Raw genomic sequence first — 14,621 nt, forward strand, 5'->3', positions numbered from 1 at the left:
ACGGGGATAACTGGCTCTTTTGCTCGCAAAAGAGCCAGTTATCCCCGTCCCTGTGGTTCCATTCATCCCCGTCCCTGTGGTTCTCTCCCTGTGGTTCCCTAGTTGACAAATATGATACACTATTTTCAGACTATAAAAGGAGATTTTCAAATTACATGAACCGCACAATCACTTACCATATATCTAAATCCGATTCCGGGCTTCGCATCGAACAGTTTTTACGCCGCCAAGGTTACTCTCGCCAGAATCTTACAGAGTTAAAAAAGATGCACGAAAGCATTCTTGTAAACGGAGTCTGGCTTCATCTAAATGAACACCTTCATACCGATGACACGCTTACTATCCGCATTCAGGAAAACGAATGTTCCGAGAAGATTCCACCTACAGAACTTCCGCTAAATATCATTTACGAAGATGAAGATATTCTTGTCATCAACAAACCTGCCGGCATGCCAATCCATCCATCACAAAATAATTATTACAACTCTCTTGCAAATGCATTGGCCTGGTATTACGAACAGCAAGGAAAACCATTTATCTTCCGTTGTACCAACCGCCTGGACCGTGACACTTCCGGTCTGACGATTATCGCAAAACATATGGTCAGTTCCAGCATCCTCTCTCATATGGTAAGAGAACATACGATTTCGAGAGAATATCGTGCCATCGTCCGTGGTTCTGTAACACCACCTTGTGGTACGATTGATGCTCCGCTTTCCCGAAAGCCAGGCTCAATCATTGAACGTACCGTCGATTTTGAACAGGGTGAACGGGCCGTGACACATTATCAGGTATTAGAAGAGAAAAACGGGCACAGCCTTGTCTCCCTTCATCTGGAAACGGGCCGTACCCATCAGATTCGTATTCATATGAAATATCTCGGTTTTCCGCTGATTGGAGATTATCTCTACAATCCGGACATGGAATTTATGAGTCGACAGGCACTGCATTCCTATCGTATGCAGTTTACTCATCCGATTACTGGGGAGCATATGGACTTTATTGCGCCACTGCCTGAGGATATGCAGGTATTGGGGTTTGAGCACTAGTGACCAGTTAGGTGACCAGTTAGGGACGGGGATGAATGGCTCTTTTTGCGAGCAAAAGAGCCATTCATCCCCGTCCCCAAGTGGTTCATTCATCCCCGTCTCTAGTGGTTCTGTCACTGTTTGGCACTCCCTCTTTCATTTGTCTTATATTTATGATAATGTTGTTTATAAACGTTATGCAAAGAATATCAAAATTTATCAAAAAAGAATCGAAATAACGAAATTTAAACGAAAAGAGAAATACGAAAATGTCACAAAAACAAAACAAATTGACTCAAACTGGTATTGTAGCACTTCTTGCTTGTGTATGCTGTATCCTGTGGGGAAGTGCAATCCCCGTGATTAAAACAGGGTATCACATCTTGCAAGTCGATTCTTCAGACACTGCAAGCCAGATTGTCTTTGCCGGAATCCGCTTTACACTAGCTGGTATTCTGGTATTAATTTTTGCATCAATCAAGGAAAAGAAAGTGATGCTTCCTGATAGGAAACTTCTCAAATATGCCATTCCCGTGTGTCTTGCTCAAACAGTCGGACAATACTTCTTTTTCTATATTGGTGTCGCACACACATCCGGAGTAAAGGGTGGAATCATCACCGGTCTTGGAAATTTTATCGCAATTTTGTTGTCTTGTCTGATATTTCGAAATGAACGGATGACAGGCAGAAAACTTGTAGGATGTGTTCTCGGATTTGCCGGAGTAGTAATAATTAATCTGATGGGAAATTCCCTGGATATGGGATTTAAACTAATTGGAGAAGGATTTATCCTGATTGCACAATTATCTTATGGAATGTCTACTGTGTTGATCAATCTTTTTTCAAAAAAAGTATCACCTGTAGTATTAAGCGGAACCCAATTCACAATGGGCGGAATTGTTCTTGCTTTAATCGGAATTGGAATGAGCGGACACCTGGGAAATATGACTGCCGCAGGTCTGACAATAATATTTTATCTTGCAATGGTTTCAGCTGTAGCATACACACTCTGGTCAATACTTCTTGCATGGAATGATGTTTCTAAAGTTGCGATTTTTGGATTTGTAAATCCTCTTTGCAGTGTAATTTTATCAGCGCTGATACTCGGAGAGGTAAAACAGGCATTCAATATTGGAAGTCTGATGGCATTAATTTTAGTATGCGCCGGAATTTATATCGTAAATGCCAATAGGCCAAACAGGGATAGGTAGTGCCACTTGGGGACGGGGATGAATGGCTCTTTTGCGAGCAAAAGAGCCATTCATCCCCGTCCCTAGTGGTTCTAGAATTTTTCAATTATATAAACATTTAAAGTCTGTTTATCCGTTGGTTCATCAGGAAAATAGGAAAATCTTATTTTATCCCCTACTTTTAACGAATCAATTGTTTGAGCATTGGCTGCTCCTGTGTAAATTAAAGTAATCTCATTATAAGCAAAACTGCTGTCTGAACTGTCTACTTGTATAAGAACTTCTCTTTTGTCGTTTGGATTTTCCAAAACAGTTCCTTCTTCTGATAAAAGATGCGCATTTTGCTTTTTGGATACTTCCCCATTCTTTGGCTTATTATTTTCTTTATTCAATATCGAAGCTCCTATTATAATTGACAAAATACCTAAAATTATCAATAATACAATTTTTTTCACACATAACCTCTATCTACTAAAAGTATTGCCTGAATGAAACACCTCTTCTTGCACAGAATGTTACAAATCATATATCTTCTTTAATTTCTCCACCGCATTTTCCAGTGAAGCTTCATGTAGTGGATTATACTTATGATACAAATCTTTCGCTTTTATCTTTTCTCCAATCTTAGCAGATGGGATTGCATATTTCCACTGCATATAAGTATAGATATCTGCCATCCAAGCTAAAATGAACTCATCATATACCTCGCTGATATCCGATACAAGACCGACCTCTATTCCCATTTCTCCAAGAATCTGTTTTGGTGTCTTGTTAAGATATAATGGGTTTCCCTCATCCATTCGCTTTCTGTATTCACAGCATAAATACCGGTCAATTATATCGAATGCATTGCCCTCACAATAGCGCCCGATCAGCTTAAAAAGATATCGGTGCTTCTTTATCATACTGTCCAGATAACATTCATCATATGCTGGTGTGGTCATAGGTTCCATCTCCTTGATATCTTAACTTATTCTGTATTGCATATCGTGCTGTAATTCCAGGCACTTGAAATCCATCCAGTAAAATTGCTTTCATTCGTTCTCCCAGAAATTTACTCACTTCTCTTCTTGCATACATATCATTCTCTTTATCTTCTTTTGTCAGCGTTGCCGTATAGGATTCTATCCATCGAATCTCTTCAAACGCTTTTTCTGATTTTAAGAAAATTTGATTTCCAAGAGAACCTTTGTAAAATAATCGTTCTACTTCATATAAATTAATTTGATTTAGCAGAAATGCTTCTATTACCTGAGTATAGCTATCATCTGCACGATATCCTTTAATAATATCAGCTTGTGTTGTATCTGGTTTGTACAATTCCACCAGACGTTCTCCCACAATCGCTGCATTTTCCTCACTGATTCCCCGATTTGATACAACTTCCGCAATCCATGCAAGTACACCTTGTTCGTTCAAATCTACTATATTCAACTTATCAATCTGTAAGTCATAGACATTTACAATCGCCTTCTCCGGAGTACCATTCAATCCCGCCCAGCTTCTTGCTCTGTCCTCATATTCAGTTGTATAAAACCCATTGCCATAATCATTATCTTTTTTTCCACCTAAATATTGTGGATATTGAATGATATGGTCAGAACCATGATATACTCTTGTCATATTTTTCAACCTGCTTTTTAATCCGCTTATATATTTTTTTCAGTTGTATCTATATACTATCTCATTTATGGATTCTTCGCAATCGAAATACTTTACTTTTTTGGAATGAACCACAGGGACGGGGATGAATGGCTCTTTTGCAAGCAAAAGAGCCATTCATCCCCGTCCCTAACTGGTTCCCTATTTCAACGCTCTCATTGAATTTAAAATTGCAATGACTGATACTCCAACATCCGCAAATACAGCTTCCCACATATTTGCCATACCAAGTGCACCCAAGATTAATACCAATGCCTTGACTGCAAGCGCAAATACAATGTTTTGTTTTACAATGCGAAGTGTTTTTCTTGCAATTTTTACAACTGATGCGATCTTTCTCACATCATCATCCATCAATACAACATCTGCCGCTTCGATTGCTGCATCCGAGCCCATGCTTCCCATGGCAATACCGATGTCTGCTCTGGAAAGTACCGGCGCATCATTGATTCCATCTCCGACAAATGCTAATTTTTCTTTGTTTTCCTGACTTGCTAACAAAGTTTCGACTTGTGATACTTTGTCTCCTGGAAGTAGCTCTGCGTGAACTTCATCCAAAGCCAATTCGTCTGCAACTGCCTGTGCTGCTGCCTGACGGTCACCTGTCAACATAACGCATTTCTTTACGCCGACCTGTTTCATATCATGAATTGCCTCTTTGGCACCTTCTTTAATCGTGTCAGAAATTACAATCGCACCTGCAAATGTTCCTGCTTTTGCAACATATACGATTGTTCCTGCACTCTCACATGGCACATATTCAATCTGATGTGTTTTCATCAGTTTCTCGTTACCAATGAGCACTTCCTGACCGTCAATCTTAACATTTACACCGTGTCCGGCTTCTTCTTCCGCATCTGACACACGATTCATATCAATATTTTGTGCATATGCTTCTTTGATAGAATTTGCAATCGGATGTGTAGAATACCCTTCTCCCAATGCCGCAAGCTCCAACAATTCCGCTTCTGTACAATTGGCTGGTTTCAACTCGGATACTTTGAATTCGCCTTTTGTCAATGTACCTGTTTTGTCAAATACAATCGTTGTCATCTCCGCAACGGCTTCTAAGTAGTTACTTCCTTTTACAAGTACACCAATCTTAGATGCTGCTCCGATTCCACCGAAAAATCCAAGCGGTACGGAAATAACAAGTGCACATGGGCATGAGATAACAAGGAAAATGCATGCCCTCTGAATCCAGTCTCCCCAACCTCCGCCGAGAATTAATGGTGGCAGAACCGCCAGAATAACTGCACCGATCGTTACAACCGGTGTATAATATTTTGCGAATCTCGTAATAAAATTTTCTGTTTTCGATTTCTTACTGCTTGCATTTTCAACAAGCTCTAAAATTTTTGCAACTGTAGAATCATCAAATTCTTTTGTCGTGCGAACTTTCAACGTACCGCTTCCATTGACACAACCACTGATAATCTCATCCCCGGCAACTGCCCTTCTAGGAACAGACTCTCCTGTCAATGCCGCAGTATCAATCATGGATTCACCTTCTACAACAATACCATCCAGTGGAATACGTTCACCCGGCTTTATCACGATCACGGTTCCGATTTCCACATCATCCGGGTCAACCTGAACAAGATTTCCATCTTCTTCCACATTTGCATATTCCGGGCAAATGTCCATCATGGCTGAAATAGACTGGCGCGATTTGCCAACCGCATATCCCTGAAATAATTCGCCTACCTGATAGAACAGCATAACTGCTACTGCTTCTGAATATTCCTGCACTCCGAAAGCACCGAAAGTTGCAATCATCATTAAAAAGTTCTCATCAAATATCTGTCCATTTTTGATATTTCTGGCTGCCTTCCATACAATATCATATCCAATAACCAGATAAGGAATTAAATAAATGATAAATAATACAATCGTATTAAATTTTTCCAACATTCCTAAATGCTCTGTGACCATCAATATTGAAAATAAAATAAATGTTATGATGATTCGGTATAACATCTTTTTTTGTTTCTTTGTCATAATTCCTCCTGAAATCTGATTTTTCTTTTATCAATTCACAACTATGCTGGATTTTATAACATAGAATCTGAATAATTACAGCAACACTTTACAATCCGGCTCAACTTTTGCACAGATAGCAACTGCTTCTTTTACAATCTCATCAAATCTTGCATCATCTGCATCGATTGTCATCTTTTGCATCATAAAGCTTACACTTGCATCATTCACACCATCGATTTTTTTGATAGCTTCCTCCATTTTAGCTGCACAATTTGCACAATCCAGATCCTGTAATTTGAATTTTTTCTTCATAATAATTGACTTCCTTTCTTTTATTCTTCTATATGTTCTCTCCCCTGTGCAATGATCGTTCTTACATGACCATCTGCCAGTGAGTAAAACACTTGCTTACCATCTCTTCTGCTCGTTACCAATTTTGACTGTTTCAAAATTCGAAGCTGATGTGAAATTGCTGACTGCGTCATATTCAATGCTTCTGCCAGGTCACACACACACACTTCAGCTTCAAATAGCACAAATAAAATTCTGATTCTTGTTGAATCTCCAAATACCTTAAACAACTCTGCCAGATCATATAGCTCATCTTCATCCGGCATCTGCTCATGAACAAGCTTTAATAATTCTTCATGAGTCTGGTATTCTTCACAACATTCTACATCGTGTATCGCCATTTGTGTGTCCTCCTTCTTTTTAACATATGAGCATCTGTTCATATGTTCATAATAATGCTATGTTTTGCAAATGTCAAGTGGAAGTTGCTATTTAGTTCACGACAATTCCAAGCAAGAAAAAGACTATGCAATCCCGCTCAGCTTCGTCGGGCAAGCCCGACTCCAATTCGCTGGATTGCATAGTCTTTTCTTTCTTGGAGGTGTACCGTGATTAAAATAGATGGAGGGATGAGTAGATTCAATTTTCTGGTATCTGATGTATCTATATTCTCGGTTTATTCGCTGTTGCAGATGCTCCCTATCAAAATTCTGCATCCTACTCAACTTGCTCTTTCTATAACTTGCAGATACATCCTGCAGAAATTACGCATCTTCAATTCCATCAAATCCATTATCGCAGATACCCCCCATCAAAATGATATATCCGCAACGCTCGTCCAGTAAAGTTCTACTATTTAATTCATCAAGCATTCGATAACGTACTTTAAGAAAACATTGGATATGAATTTCTGCGAATACAAAGGAAGCGATTGGAAATACTAAAAGGCCAGAATTTTACGTTAAAGCTTAGAAACTTGCTGTTTGAGGGCGTAGCCCGAGTTGCTGGTTTCTAAGCTCTGTTTTTAGTAATAATTCTGACCTTTATGTATTTCCCGCTGACGGAGTCTGAACAGAAATTCATATCCAATGTTTCTTATAGGAACGTATCGCCACCCAGTGAACTAAATAGCCCCTACGCCGAAATCGCATTTCCCGTATACAACTGGTAATACTTCCCTTTCTCTTCAATCAACTGATCATGTGTACCTCTTTCAATAATTCTACCTTGTTCGAGAACCATGATACAATCAGAGTTACGGACTGTTGACAGACGATGTGCAATAACAAATGTTGTACGTCCATGCATCAATCTGTCCATACTTTCCTGAATGATACGCTCTGTACGTGTATCAATTGAACTTGTCGCCTCATCCAAAATCAATACCGGCGGATCTGCCACAGCTGCTCTGGCGATTGCTAACAGCTGTCTTTGTCCCTGACTTAAGTTTGCTCCATCGCCGGTGATCATTGTATCGTATCCGTCCGGAAGTCTGCGGATGAATCCATCTGCATTTGCAAGTTTTGCTGCTGCAATGATTTCTTCATCTGTAGCATCCAATTTTCCAAAACGAATATTTTCTTTTACTGTTCCTGTAAATAAATGTGTATCCTGCAATACAATTCCAAGCGAATGACGCAGGTCTGCTTTTTTTATCTTGTTGATGTTGATTCCATCGTATCGGATTTTGCCATCCTGAATATCATAGAAACGGTTAATCAGGTTTGTAATGGTTGTTTTTCCTGCCCCTGTAGAACCAACGAACGCAATCTTCTGCCCCGGCTCTGCATATAATTTCACATCGTGAAGCACAATCTTATCATCATTGTATCCGAAATCTACTCCGTCAAAGACAACATTTCCCTGAAGTTCAACATAATCTACGAGGCCATCTGCCTGATGAATATGCTTCCAAGCCCAGCGTCCTGTACGTTTTTCACTCTCTACAAGCTTTCCATTTTCCTCTTTTGCATTTACTAATGTAACGTAACCATCATCTACTTCCACTTTCTCATCCAGCAATGTAAAGATACGTTCCGCGCCGGCAAGTGCCATTACAATCGCATTCATCTGCTGGCTGACCTGGTTTATCGGCATACTAAAGCTCTTATTAAATGTCAGGAAACTTGCAAGTCCTCCCAACGTAAATCCGCCGACACTATTTAATGCAAGTGCTCCTCCGACGATTGCACAGATTACATAACTGATGTTTCCGATTTGTGCATTCATAGGTCCAAGGAAGTTGGCAAATGTATTTGCACGGTCTGCACTTACAAACAAAGCTTCATTTAATTCTTTAAACTCTTTTTTACTTTCTTCTTCGTGGCAGAATACTTTTACAACCTTCTGACCATTCATCATCTCTTCGATATATCCATTTACTTTACCAAGATTTCTCTGCTGTTCCAAGAAATATTTTCCACTCTGTCCGGCAGATTTCTTTGTTCCCCAAATCATGATTGCAACCATGATAAGTGTCACGATAGTCAATGGAATATTTAAAATCAACATACTGATAAATACACTGATGATTGTAAATCCACTATTGATAATCTGCGGGATACTCTGACTGACCATCTGGCGCAATGTATCAATATCATTTGTATAGATTGACATAATATCGCCATGTGCATGCGTGTCAAAATATTTGATAGGAAGCTTTTCCATATGCTCAAACATTTCATTTCGCATATTCATCATCATACCCTGAGTAACATTTATCATAATACGATTGTATGCATATGTTGCTACAATTCCAATACCATAAAATACTGCAACTCTTGAAATTGCATGTGCGAGTGGCGAAAAATTCGGTGTATCGCTGGACAAAAGAAATGGTGTTATATATTTATCGATTAAATCTCTTATAAACATCGTTCCTTGTACATTTGCAATAACACCTACAAAAATGAGAATGAATACTGCAATACAATGAAATTTATAATCTCGAAAAATGTAATTCATCAATCGCATGAGTAATTTCCCCGGATTTTTAACTCTATTCTGTGGTTTTCCCATTGGTCTTGGCATTATGCTTCACCTCCATTTTCGTCAAAATCTCCGCCGCCTTGTGTCTGTGATTCATATACCTCGCGATAAATCTCATTTGTCTTGAGTAGTTCTTCATGCGTACCAAATCCATTGATCTGGCCTTCATCCATAACAATGATACGATCTGCATCCTGTACACTGGAGATACGCTGTGCAATGATAAGCTTTGTTGTATCCGGAATTTCCTCTCTAAATGCACGACGTATCTTTGCATCTGTCGCTGTATCGACAGCACTCGTACTGTCATCCAAAATTAATATCTTCGGTTTTTTCAGCAATGCTCTTGCAATACAAAGTCTCTGTTTCTGACCACCGGATACGTTATTTCCACCTTGCTCAATATGTGTATTGTATTTCTGTGGGAAACGCTCGATAAATTCATCGGCACATGCCAATTTACATGCCTGAATACATTCCTCATCCGAAGCCTCTTTATTTCCCCAACGAAGGTTATCTAAAATACTTCCGGTAAATAATACATTATTCTGAAGCACAACCGAAACCTGATTTCTCAGTACTTCCAAATCGTATTCTTTTACATTTTTTCCGCCAACCAGAATCTCTCCGTCCGACACGTCGTACAGACGACTGATCAAATTAACAAGGCTCGTTTTTGCACTGCCGGTTCCTCCGATGATTCCGATTGTTTCACCTGAATGAATATCCAGATTAATATTTTTCAAAACTTTTTCTGCACTGTCTTTTTTGTAAGAAAAATCTACATTTTTAAATTCAATGCTTCCATCCGAAACTTCGTAAATCGGATTTTCCGGATTGTGAATATCTGTTGTTTCATTTAACACTTCTGCGATACGGCGCATGCTGGCCATACTCATGGAAATCATGACAAACACCATAGACAGCATCATTAAACTCATCAAAATATTCATACAATATGCAAGAAGACTCATCAACTCTCCTGTCGTCAGAGAATCAACTACTATCATTTTTGCTCCAAACCAACTAATCAGAATGATACAGGTATATACCGTAAACATCATGATTGGAGCATTCCACACAACGTTCTTTTCTGCCTTTACAAAAATGTCATAAATATTTTTGCTCGCACGCTGAAATTTGCTTGTCTCCTGCTCTTCTCTTACATATGCTTTTACAACACGAATCGCAGATACATTTTCCTGAACAGATTCATTCAATGCATCGTATTTCGGAAATGCCTGCTGGAAATAAGCTGTTGCATGGCGAATAATGAAAAATAAAATGATTCCCAGAATTATAACAGCAACAAGATAAATACTTGCCAGTCTTACATTGATTGCAAATGCCATGACCATGGCGCAGATCATACTCGCCGGTGCCCTCATCATCATACGCAGAACCATCTGATATGCATTTTGTACGTTTGTCACATCTGTTGTCAGACGCGTAACCAATCCCGCTGTGCTGAAATGATCGATATTTGCAAATGAAAATGTCTGAATATGATCAAACATCGTATTTCTCAGATTCTTTGCAAATCCGGTAGAAGCTTTCGCGCCATAACGTCCTCCTGCCATTCCCGCAACCAGACCTAATGCTGCCGCAACGATCATAATTCCGCCAACTTTATAAATATGGTTGATGTCTCCGGTATTAACACCTTTATCAATGATCGACGCCATTAAAAATGGAATCAATGTTTCAAACAATACTTCCAGAATCATAAAAATTGGTGTCGCGATCGATGCTGCCTTATACTCTTTTACTTCTTTTAATAAAGTACGAATCATAGATTCTCTCCTTTCATTTTTTCAATATTACAATAAACCTTATTGATTACATTCATAAATGCCTGGATTTCTTCTTCTGAAATTCCTTCTTCAAGATCTGCATCCATCTTTTGGAAAATCTCTCCAAGTTTTTCATGACTTAACTTTCCCTTTTCTGTCAACATAACTTTCTTTAATCTGGCATCAGTTTCTACCGAAGCACGGTACACCTGCCCTTTCTTTTCCAAAGCCTGAATGATATTTGTCACTCCCGAACGACATATTCCAAAATACTTCTCTATATCTTTCTGATAAATATCCTGCTCCTGATGCTCGTACAGATAACGCAATATCCATCCATGCATCAGTGTAGCCTCATCCAGCCCTTCGTCCTTTACACGCGTCTCTAACAATTTTGATATTGTCCTGTCCATTTTGTGTATTTGATGATTAACATGGATTTGTTCTTCACACAAATGTCTCTCCACCTTTCGTTCATGTTTAATCAATTTATTTGTTCAAAAAAGAACTGTTTATTTTTAAATTGTTCATTGTTGAACTGTTTATCTATAAACAAGTTTATCACAATTATTTTTGTATTGTCAAGAGAAAGCCAAGTTACTTTGGTTCATTAGATTGCTATTTAGTTCAGAACAGCCCACAAGCCAGAAAAGACTATGCACTCCTGCTCAGCTTCGTCGGACAAACCCGACTCCAATTCGCTGGATTGCATAGTCTTTTTCTTGCTTTGTAGTGTATCGTGATTGAAATAGGTGGAGCGATGAAGGATTTACTTTTCTGGTGCCTGATGTATCTATATCATGAGGTTATTTGCTTGTACAGATGTCTTTGTGGCAACTGATGTATCTGCAAGACCTTGATATTCGTTATTGCAGATGCTCTTTTTTAGACCGTTGTATCTGCAAGACCTTAATATTTTCTGTTACAGATGCTCTTTTCTTGACCAATGTATCTGCAACTTGCTTTTCTTCGAACTTGCAGATACTTTTAAGCCTGCCTGTCATGTAAAATTACATCTGCATCTTGCCTTTTCTTGGATTTAAAGATACTCCCTTTACAAATTTTGCATCTACATCCCACATTTTCGATAACGTGAAGATGCTCCCCAGTAAAATTACGCATCCTTAACTTGCTCTTTCAATGCTTTGCAGATACTCCCTATCAAAATTTTGCATCTTCAATTCCCCCAAATCCATTATCTCAGATACCTTCCCCAAATACCCTTTGCGTTCTATTTACTTCACAAGTTGAGCCGATACATTACTTACAAAAAAATTGATATAAGAAATTCGAGCGAATATGGAGTGAGCGTTGGAGACACTTAGAGCGTAAATTTTTGCGTTAATGAATTTGAACGAACGTGTTTGAAGCTGCGTAGCAGCAAGTTTGAGTTCAAATTCATTTGCTTTTAGCAAAAATTTACGCTCTTATGTGTCTCCCGCTCATGGAATCTGAGCAAGAATTCTTATATCAATTTTTTGTAAGGAACGTATTGCCACCTAATGAACTAAATAGCAAGCAAATTCTTAATTGCCTCCATATAAATCAGCACAGTTTCCTCCATCTCAGAAACAAGAATAAATTCATCCGCACCATGAATACGATAATCCATACCAACCTTCTCCGGTCCAAATGCAATTATATTTTTTAATGATTTTGCATAAGTTCCACCGCCGATTACCATTGGTTCATTCTCTGTATCTCCAGTCACATCTACATATGCTTTATATAAAGCATTTACAAGTGGTGATTCTCTTGGATAAAATAATGGATCTCCGATTTCTAATATCTCAATACGTCCATTTTCGTCTTCTAATTTGTCTTCGCACATTTTACGGACATCTTCTGCCTTCAATGTCACCGGTACTCGGATATCAATTGTGCATGAAATAACACCATCTTCTGTCTTAACTATTCCATTACAAAATGTCAAATCACCATACTGATCTGCTATTTTCAGTCCTACACCTGCGCCATCACACGCAGTACCGATATGCGTATTATAGAACTTCACAAAATCATCTTCAAAACCTGCTTTTTCAAGACACTCACATGTCACACCTGCTGCATTTACTCCAAGAGTTGGGGTACTTGCATGTGCCGGTACTCCTTTTGCATAAATGCTGATTTCTCCGTTTTCTTCTGTCAATTTATATTCCTGAAGTTTTGTTTCAGCAAATGTTTTCTCAAGTTTATCTTTCAGACCGGCTTCACTTGGAATCACTGTTGTGCATGTATCACATACAGCATTTGAAACAAATCCACCATTCATGGAAATGATTTTTGTGTTTTTAGAATACGCCATCATAGCCATGTGTCCTTTTTCACCATGGATACATGGATAGCTTGCATCCGGAGTAAATCCACAGGATAATTCTTCTGCGACCTCATTATAGTGCTCCATACATTTTGATCCATTTTCTTCATTACATCCCATAATGAGACGGACACGTTTATTCATTTTAATTCCAGAATCACGCAACAATTTCATTGCATAAAGTGCCTCTATAACCGGACCTTTGTCATCTGTTGTTCCACGTCCATATACATAATCTCCATCTCTTGTAAGCTTAAATGGATCATAATTCCAGTCTCCACCTACCGGAACAATATCAAGATGTCCTGCGATTCCGATGATTTCTTCGCCCTCTCCCATCTCTGCATATCCACAATAATTGTCCAGATTTACTGTTTTAAATCCAAGCTCTTCCGCAATCTTAAGTCCTTCCTCCAGAGCTTTTGCAGGTCCCTCGCCAAATGGTTTTCCTTCCTCTGGTGTCCCCAGCTGAGAATCAATTTCTACCAATCTCCCCATATTTTCCAACATTTCTTCTGTCAATGCATGAATTTTTTCTTTCATTTCTCTATTCCTTTCTACTTGTATTTTCCCCTTTGAATTGCAAATATTTTTTATTATAACAAATATCCACATGCTTTACAATTTTCGGCAACATTTTCAACACAAATCCATTATTTTTCTACTCATTTCCTATCTCGAAAATCATAATTCGTTCACGTTTATTGTTTCCTTCAAACAAATCCATACACTCGATCTCGTCAACAAATGTCAATTCATCTACCGTCATCAGATACGCAATATACTCATCTGACGGATAGTAGAAAAACAACAACATTTGTCTTGGTTCTGCATAATATGATTGAACAATTCGAGCTATTACATTTCTCAATATTTCTATTGAAAATGGATTGAAGAAAAACATCCTGTCTTCTTGTTTTTCTAATGAATATGTTTCTGCTTTTTGAAGTAAAAATTCGGTTCTTGAACCGGAAACTGCAGTGTCTTGATTATTACAGACATCTTTGTAAATCCGTTCATCATATTCTATTCCGACACTTTTACATCTTGTCTGATAAGATAAGAAAAAATCAACCCTGCCCTTTCCACAACCATAATCGATCACGCAATTATTTTTCTTGATATACCCGCTGTTTGCCAGTCTCTCAAGTACACAATATGGCGTAGGTTCATACGGATAGCAATATTGGTCTGCTTTTGTATCATCTCTGCCACTTGTTTTTATTTTTAACAACTTATCCCAATTATACTCATTTACATTCGACATTTTTATTTATTTCCTTTGTGTAAAATGGAAAGGCTTTTGTATAAAGTAAAAAAAGACCTTACACTCTGCCTTTATCGTAAATATTATAGCATAGTGTAAAGT

13 protein-coding genes are annotated in these 14,621 nt (G+C 38.4%); 2 read left to right on the plus strand and 11 right to left on the minus strand.

The genetic code is table 11. The features are described from left to right. Positions 1-155 precede the first annotated feature (155 nt). Entirely contained in the window at positions 156-1,049 is an 894-nt protein-coding gene (locus LQE94_RS11585; RefSeq protein WP_240577767.1) for an RluA family pseudouridine synthase, read from the plus strand. Positions 1,050-1,297: 248 nt separating this feature from the next. Then, the gene (locus tag LQE94_RS11590) at positions 1,298-2,239 is read left to right on the plus strand and encodes a DMT family transporter (RefSeq protein WP_240577768.1); all 942 of its coding nucleotides are present in this window, start codon (positions 1,298-1,300) and stop codon (positions 2,237-2,239) included. Positions 2,240-2,310: 71 nt separating this feature from the next. Here LQE94_RS11590 and LQE94_RS11595 read toward each other — a convergent pair whose 3' ends face one another. The 11 genes from LQE94_RS11595 to LQE94_RS11645 form a co-directional block, all read right to left on the minus strand. Beyond that, the gene (locus LQE94_RS11595; RefSeq protein WP_240577769.1) at positions 2,311-2,673 is read right to left on the minus strand and encodes a hypothetical protein; all 363 of its coding nucleotides are present in this window, start codon (positions 2,671-2,673) and stop codon (positions 2,311-2,313) included. 60 nt (positions 2,674-2,733) lie between these two features. Continuing rightward, on the minus strand, positions 2,734-3,162 hold the full coding sequence (locus tag LQE94_RS11600; RefSeq protein WP_240577770.1) for a hypothetical protein: 429 nt from the start codon (positions 3,160-3,162) through the stop codon (positions 2,734-2,736). Next, a complete protein-coding gene (locus LQE94_RS11605; protein WP_240577771.1) occupies positions 3,143-3,841 on the minus strand; it encodes a DUF3990 domain-containing protein in 699 nt (232 codons plus the stop codon). The genes LQE94_RS11600 and LQE94_RS11605 overlap by 20 nt, the downstream gene beginning before the upstream one ends. 180 nt (positions 3,842-4,021) lie before the next feature. Beyond that, the gene (locus tag LQE94_RS11610) at positions 4,022-5,881 is read right to left on the minus strand and encodes a heavy metal translocating P-type ATPase (RefSeq protein ID WP_240577772.1); all 1,860 of its coding nucleotides are present in this window, start codon (positions 5,879-5,881) and stop codon (positions 4,022-4,024) included. A gap of 75 nt (positions 5,882-5,956) precedes the next feature. Further along, positions 5,957-6,175 (minus strand): heavy-metal-associated domain-containing protein, encoded by a 219-nt coding sequence (locus LQE94_RS11615; RefSeq protein WP_117992008.1) that lies wholly within the window; start codon positions 6,173-6,175, stop codon positions 5,957-5,959. Between the two features lie 20 nt (positions 6,176-6,195). Continuing rightward, on the minus strand, positions 6,196-6,555 hold the full coding sequence (locus tag LQE94_RS11620) for an ArsR/SmtB family transcription factor (protein ID WP_118725110.1): 360 nt from the start codon (positions 6,553-6,555) through the stop codon (positions 6,196-6,198). Positions 6,556-7,288: 733 nt separating this feature from the next. Then, positions 7,289-9,184, minus strand: a complete 1,896-nt coding sequence (locus tag LQE94_RS11625; protein WP_240577773.1) for an ABC transporter ATP-binding protein — start codon at positions 9,182-9,184, stop codon at positions 7,289-7,291. Next, a complete protein-coding gene (locus LQE94_RS11630) occupies positions 9,184-10,935 on the minus strand; it encodes an ABC transporter ATP-binding protein (RefSeq protein WP_186864610.1) in 1,752 nt (583 codons plus the stop codon). The genes LQE94_RS11625 and LQE94_RS11630 overlap by 1 nt, the downstream gene beginning before the upstream one ends. Continuing rightward, positions 10,932-11,327, minus strand: a complete 396-nt coding sequence (locus LQE94_RS11635; protein ID WP_240577774.1) for a MarR family winged helix-turn-helix transcriptional regulator — start codon at positions 11,325-11,327, stop codon at positions 10,932-10,934. The genes LQE94_RS11630 and LQE94_RS11635 overlap by 4 nt, the downstream gene beginning before the upstream one ends. A gap of 1,115 nt (positions 11,328-12,442) precedes the next feature. Further along, a complete protein-coding gene (locus tag LQE94_RS11640) occupies positions 12,443-13,795 on the minus strand; it encodes a M20 family metallopeptidase (protein WP_240577775.1) in 1,353 nt (450 codons plus the stop codon). A gap of 118 nt (positions 13,796-13,913) precedes the next feature. Then, entirely contained in the window at positions 13,914-14,519 is a 606-nt protein-coding gene (locus tag LQE94_RS11645) for an SAM-dependent methyltransferase (protein ID WP_240577776.1), read from the minus strand. Between the last annotated feature and the right edge of the window lie 102 nt (positions 14,520-14,621).

It is taken from the genome of Mediterraneibacter sp. NSJ-151 (assembly GCF_022487435.1).
Taxonomy (GTDB): domain Bacteria; phylum Bacillota; class Clostridia; order Lachnospirales; family Lachnospiraceae; genus Schaedlerella; species Schaedlerella hominis.

Bases quoted from the DNA above. Each gene is read 5' to 3' on its own strand.
- LQE94_RS11610 (WP_240577772.1), bottom strand. From the start codon at position 5,881: ATGACAAAGAAACAAAAAAAGATGTTATACCGAATCATCATAACATTT.
- LQE94_RS11620 (WP_118725110.1), bottom strand. From the start codon at position 6,555: ATGGCGATACACGATGTAGAATGTTGTGAAGAATACCAGACTCATGAA.
- LQE94_RS11625 (WP_240577773.1), bottom strand. From the start codon at position 9,184: ATGCCAAGACCAATGGGAAAACCACAGAATAGAGTTAAAAATCCGGGG.
- LQE94_RS11640 (WP_240577775.1), bottom strand. From the start codon at position 13,795: ATGAAAGAAAAAATTCATGCATTGACAGAAGAAATGTTGGAAAATATG.
- LQE94_RS11605 (WP_240577771.1), bottom strand. From the start codon at position 3,841: ATGACAAGAGTATATCATGGTTCTGACCATATCATTCAATATCCACAA.
- LQE94_RS11615 (WP_117992008.1), bottom strand. From the start codon at position 6,175: ATGAAGAAAAAATTCAAATTACAGGATCTGGATTGTGCAAATTGTGCA.
- LQE94_RS11600 (WP_240577770.1), bottom strand. From the start codon at position 3,162: ATGACCACACCAGCATATGATGAATGTTATCTGGACAGTATGATAAAG.
- LQE94_RS11645 (WP_240577776.1), bottom strand. From the start codon at position 14,519: ATGTCGAATGTAAATGAGTATAATTGGGATAAGTTGTTAAAAATAAAA.
- LQE94_RS11590 (WP_240577768.1), top strand. From the start codon at position 1,298: ATGTCACAAAAACAAAACAAATTGACTCAAACTGGTATTGTAGCACTT.
- LQE94_RS11585 (WP_240577767.1), top strand. From the start codon at position 156: ATGAACCGCACAATCACTTACCATATATCTAAATCCGATTCCGGGCTT.
- LQE94_RS11630 (WP_186864610.1), bottom strand. From the start codon at position 10,935: ATGATTCGTACTTTATTAAAAGAAGTAAAAGAGTATAAGGCAGCATCG.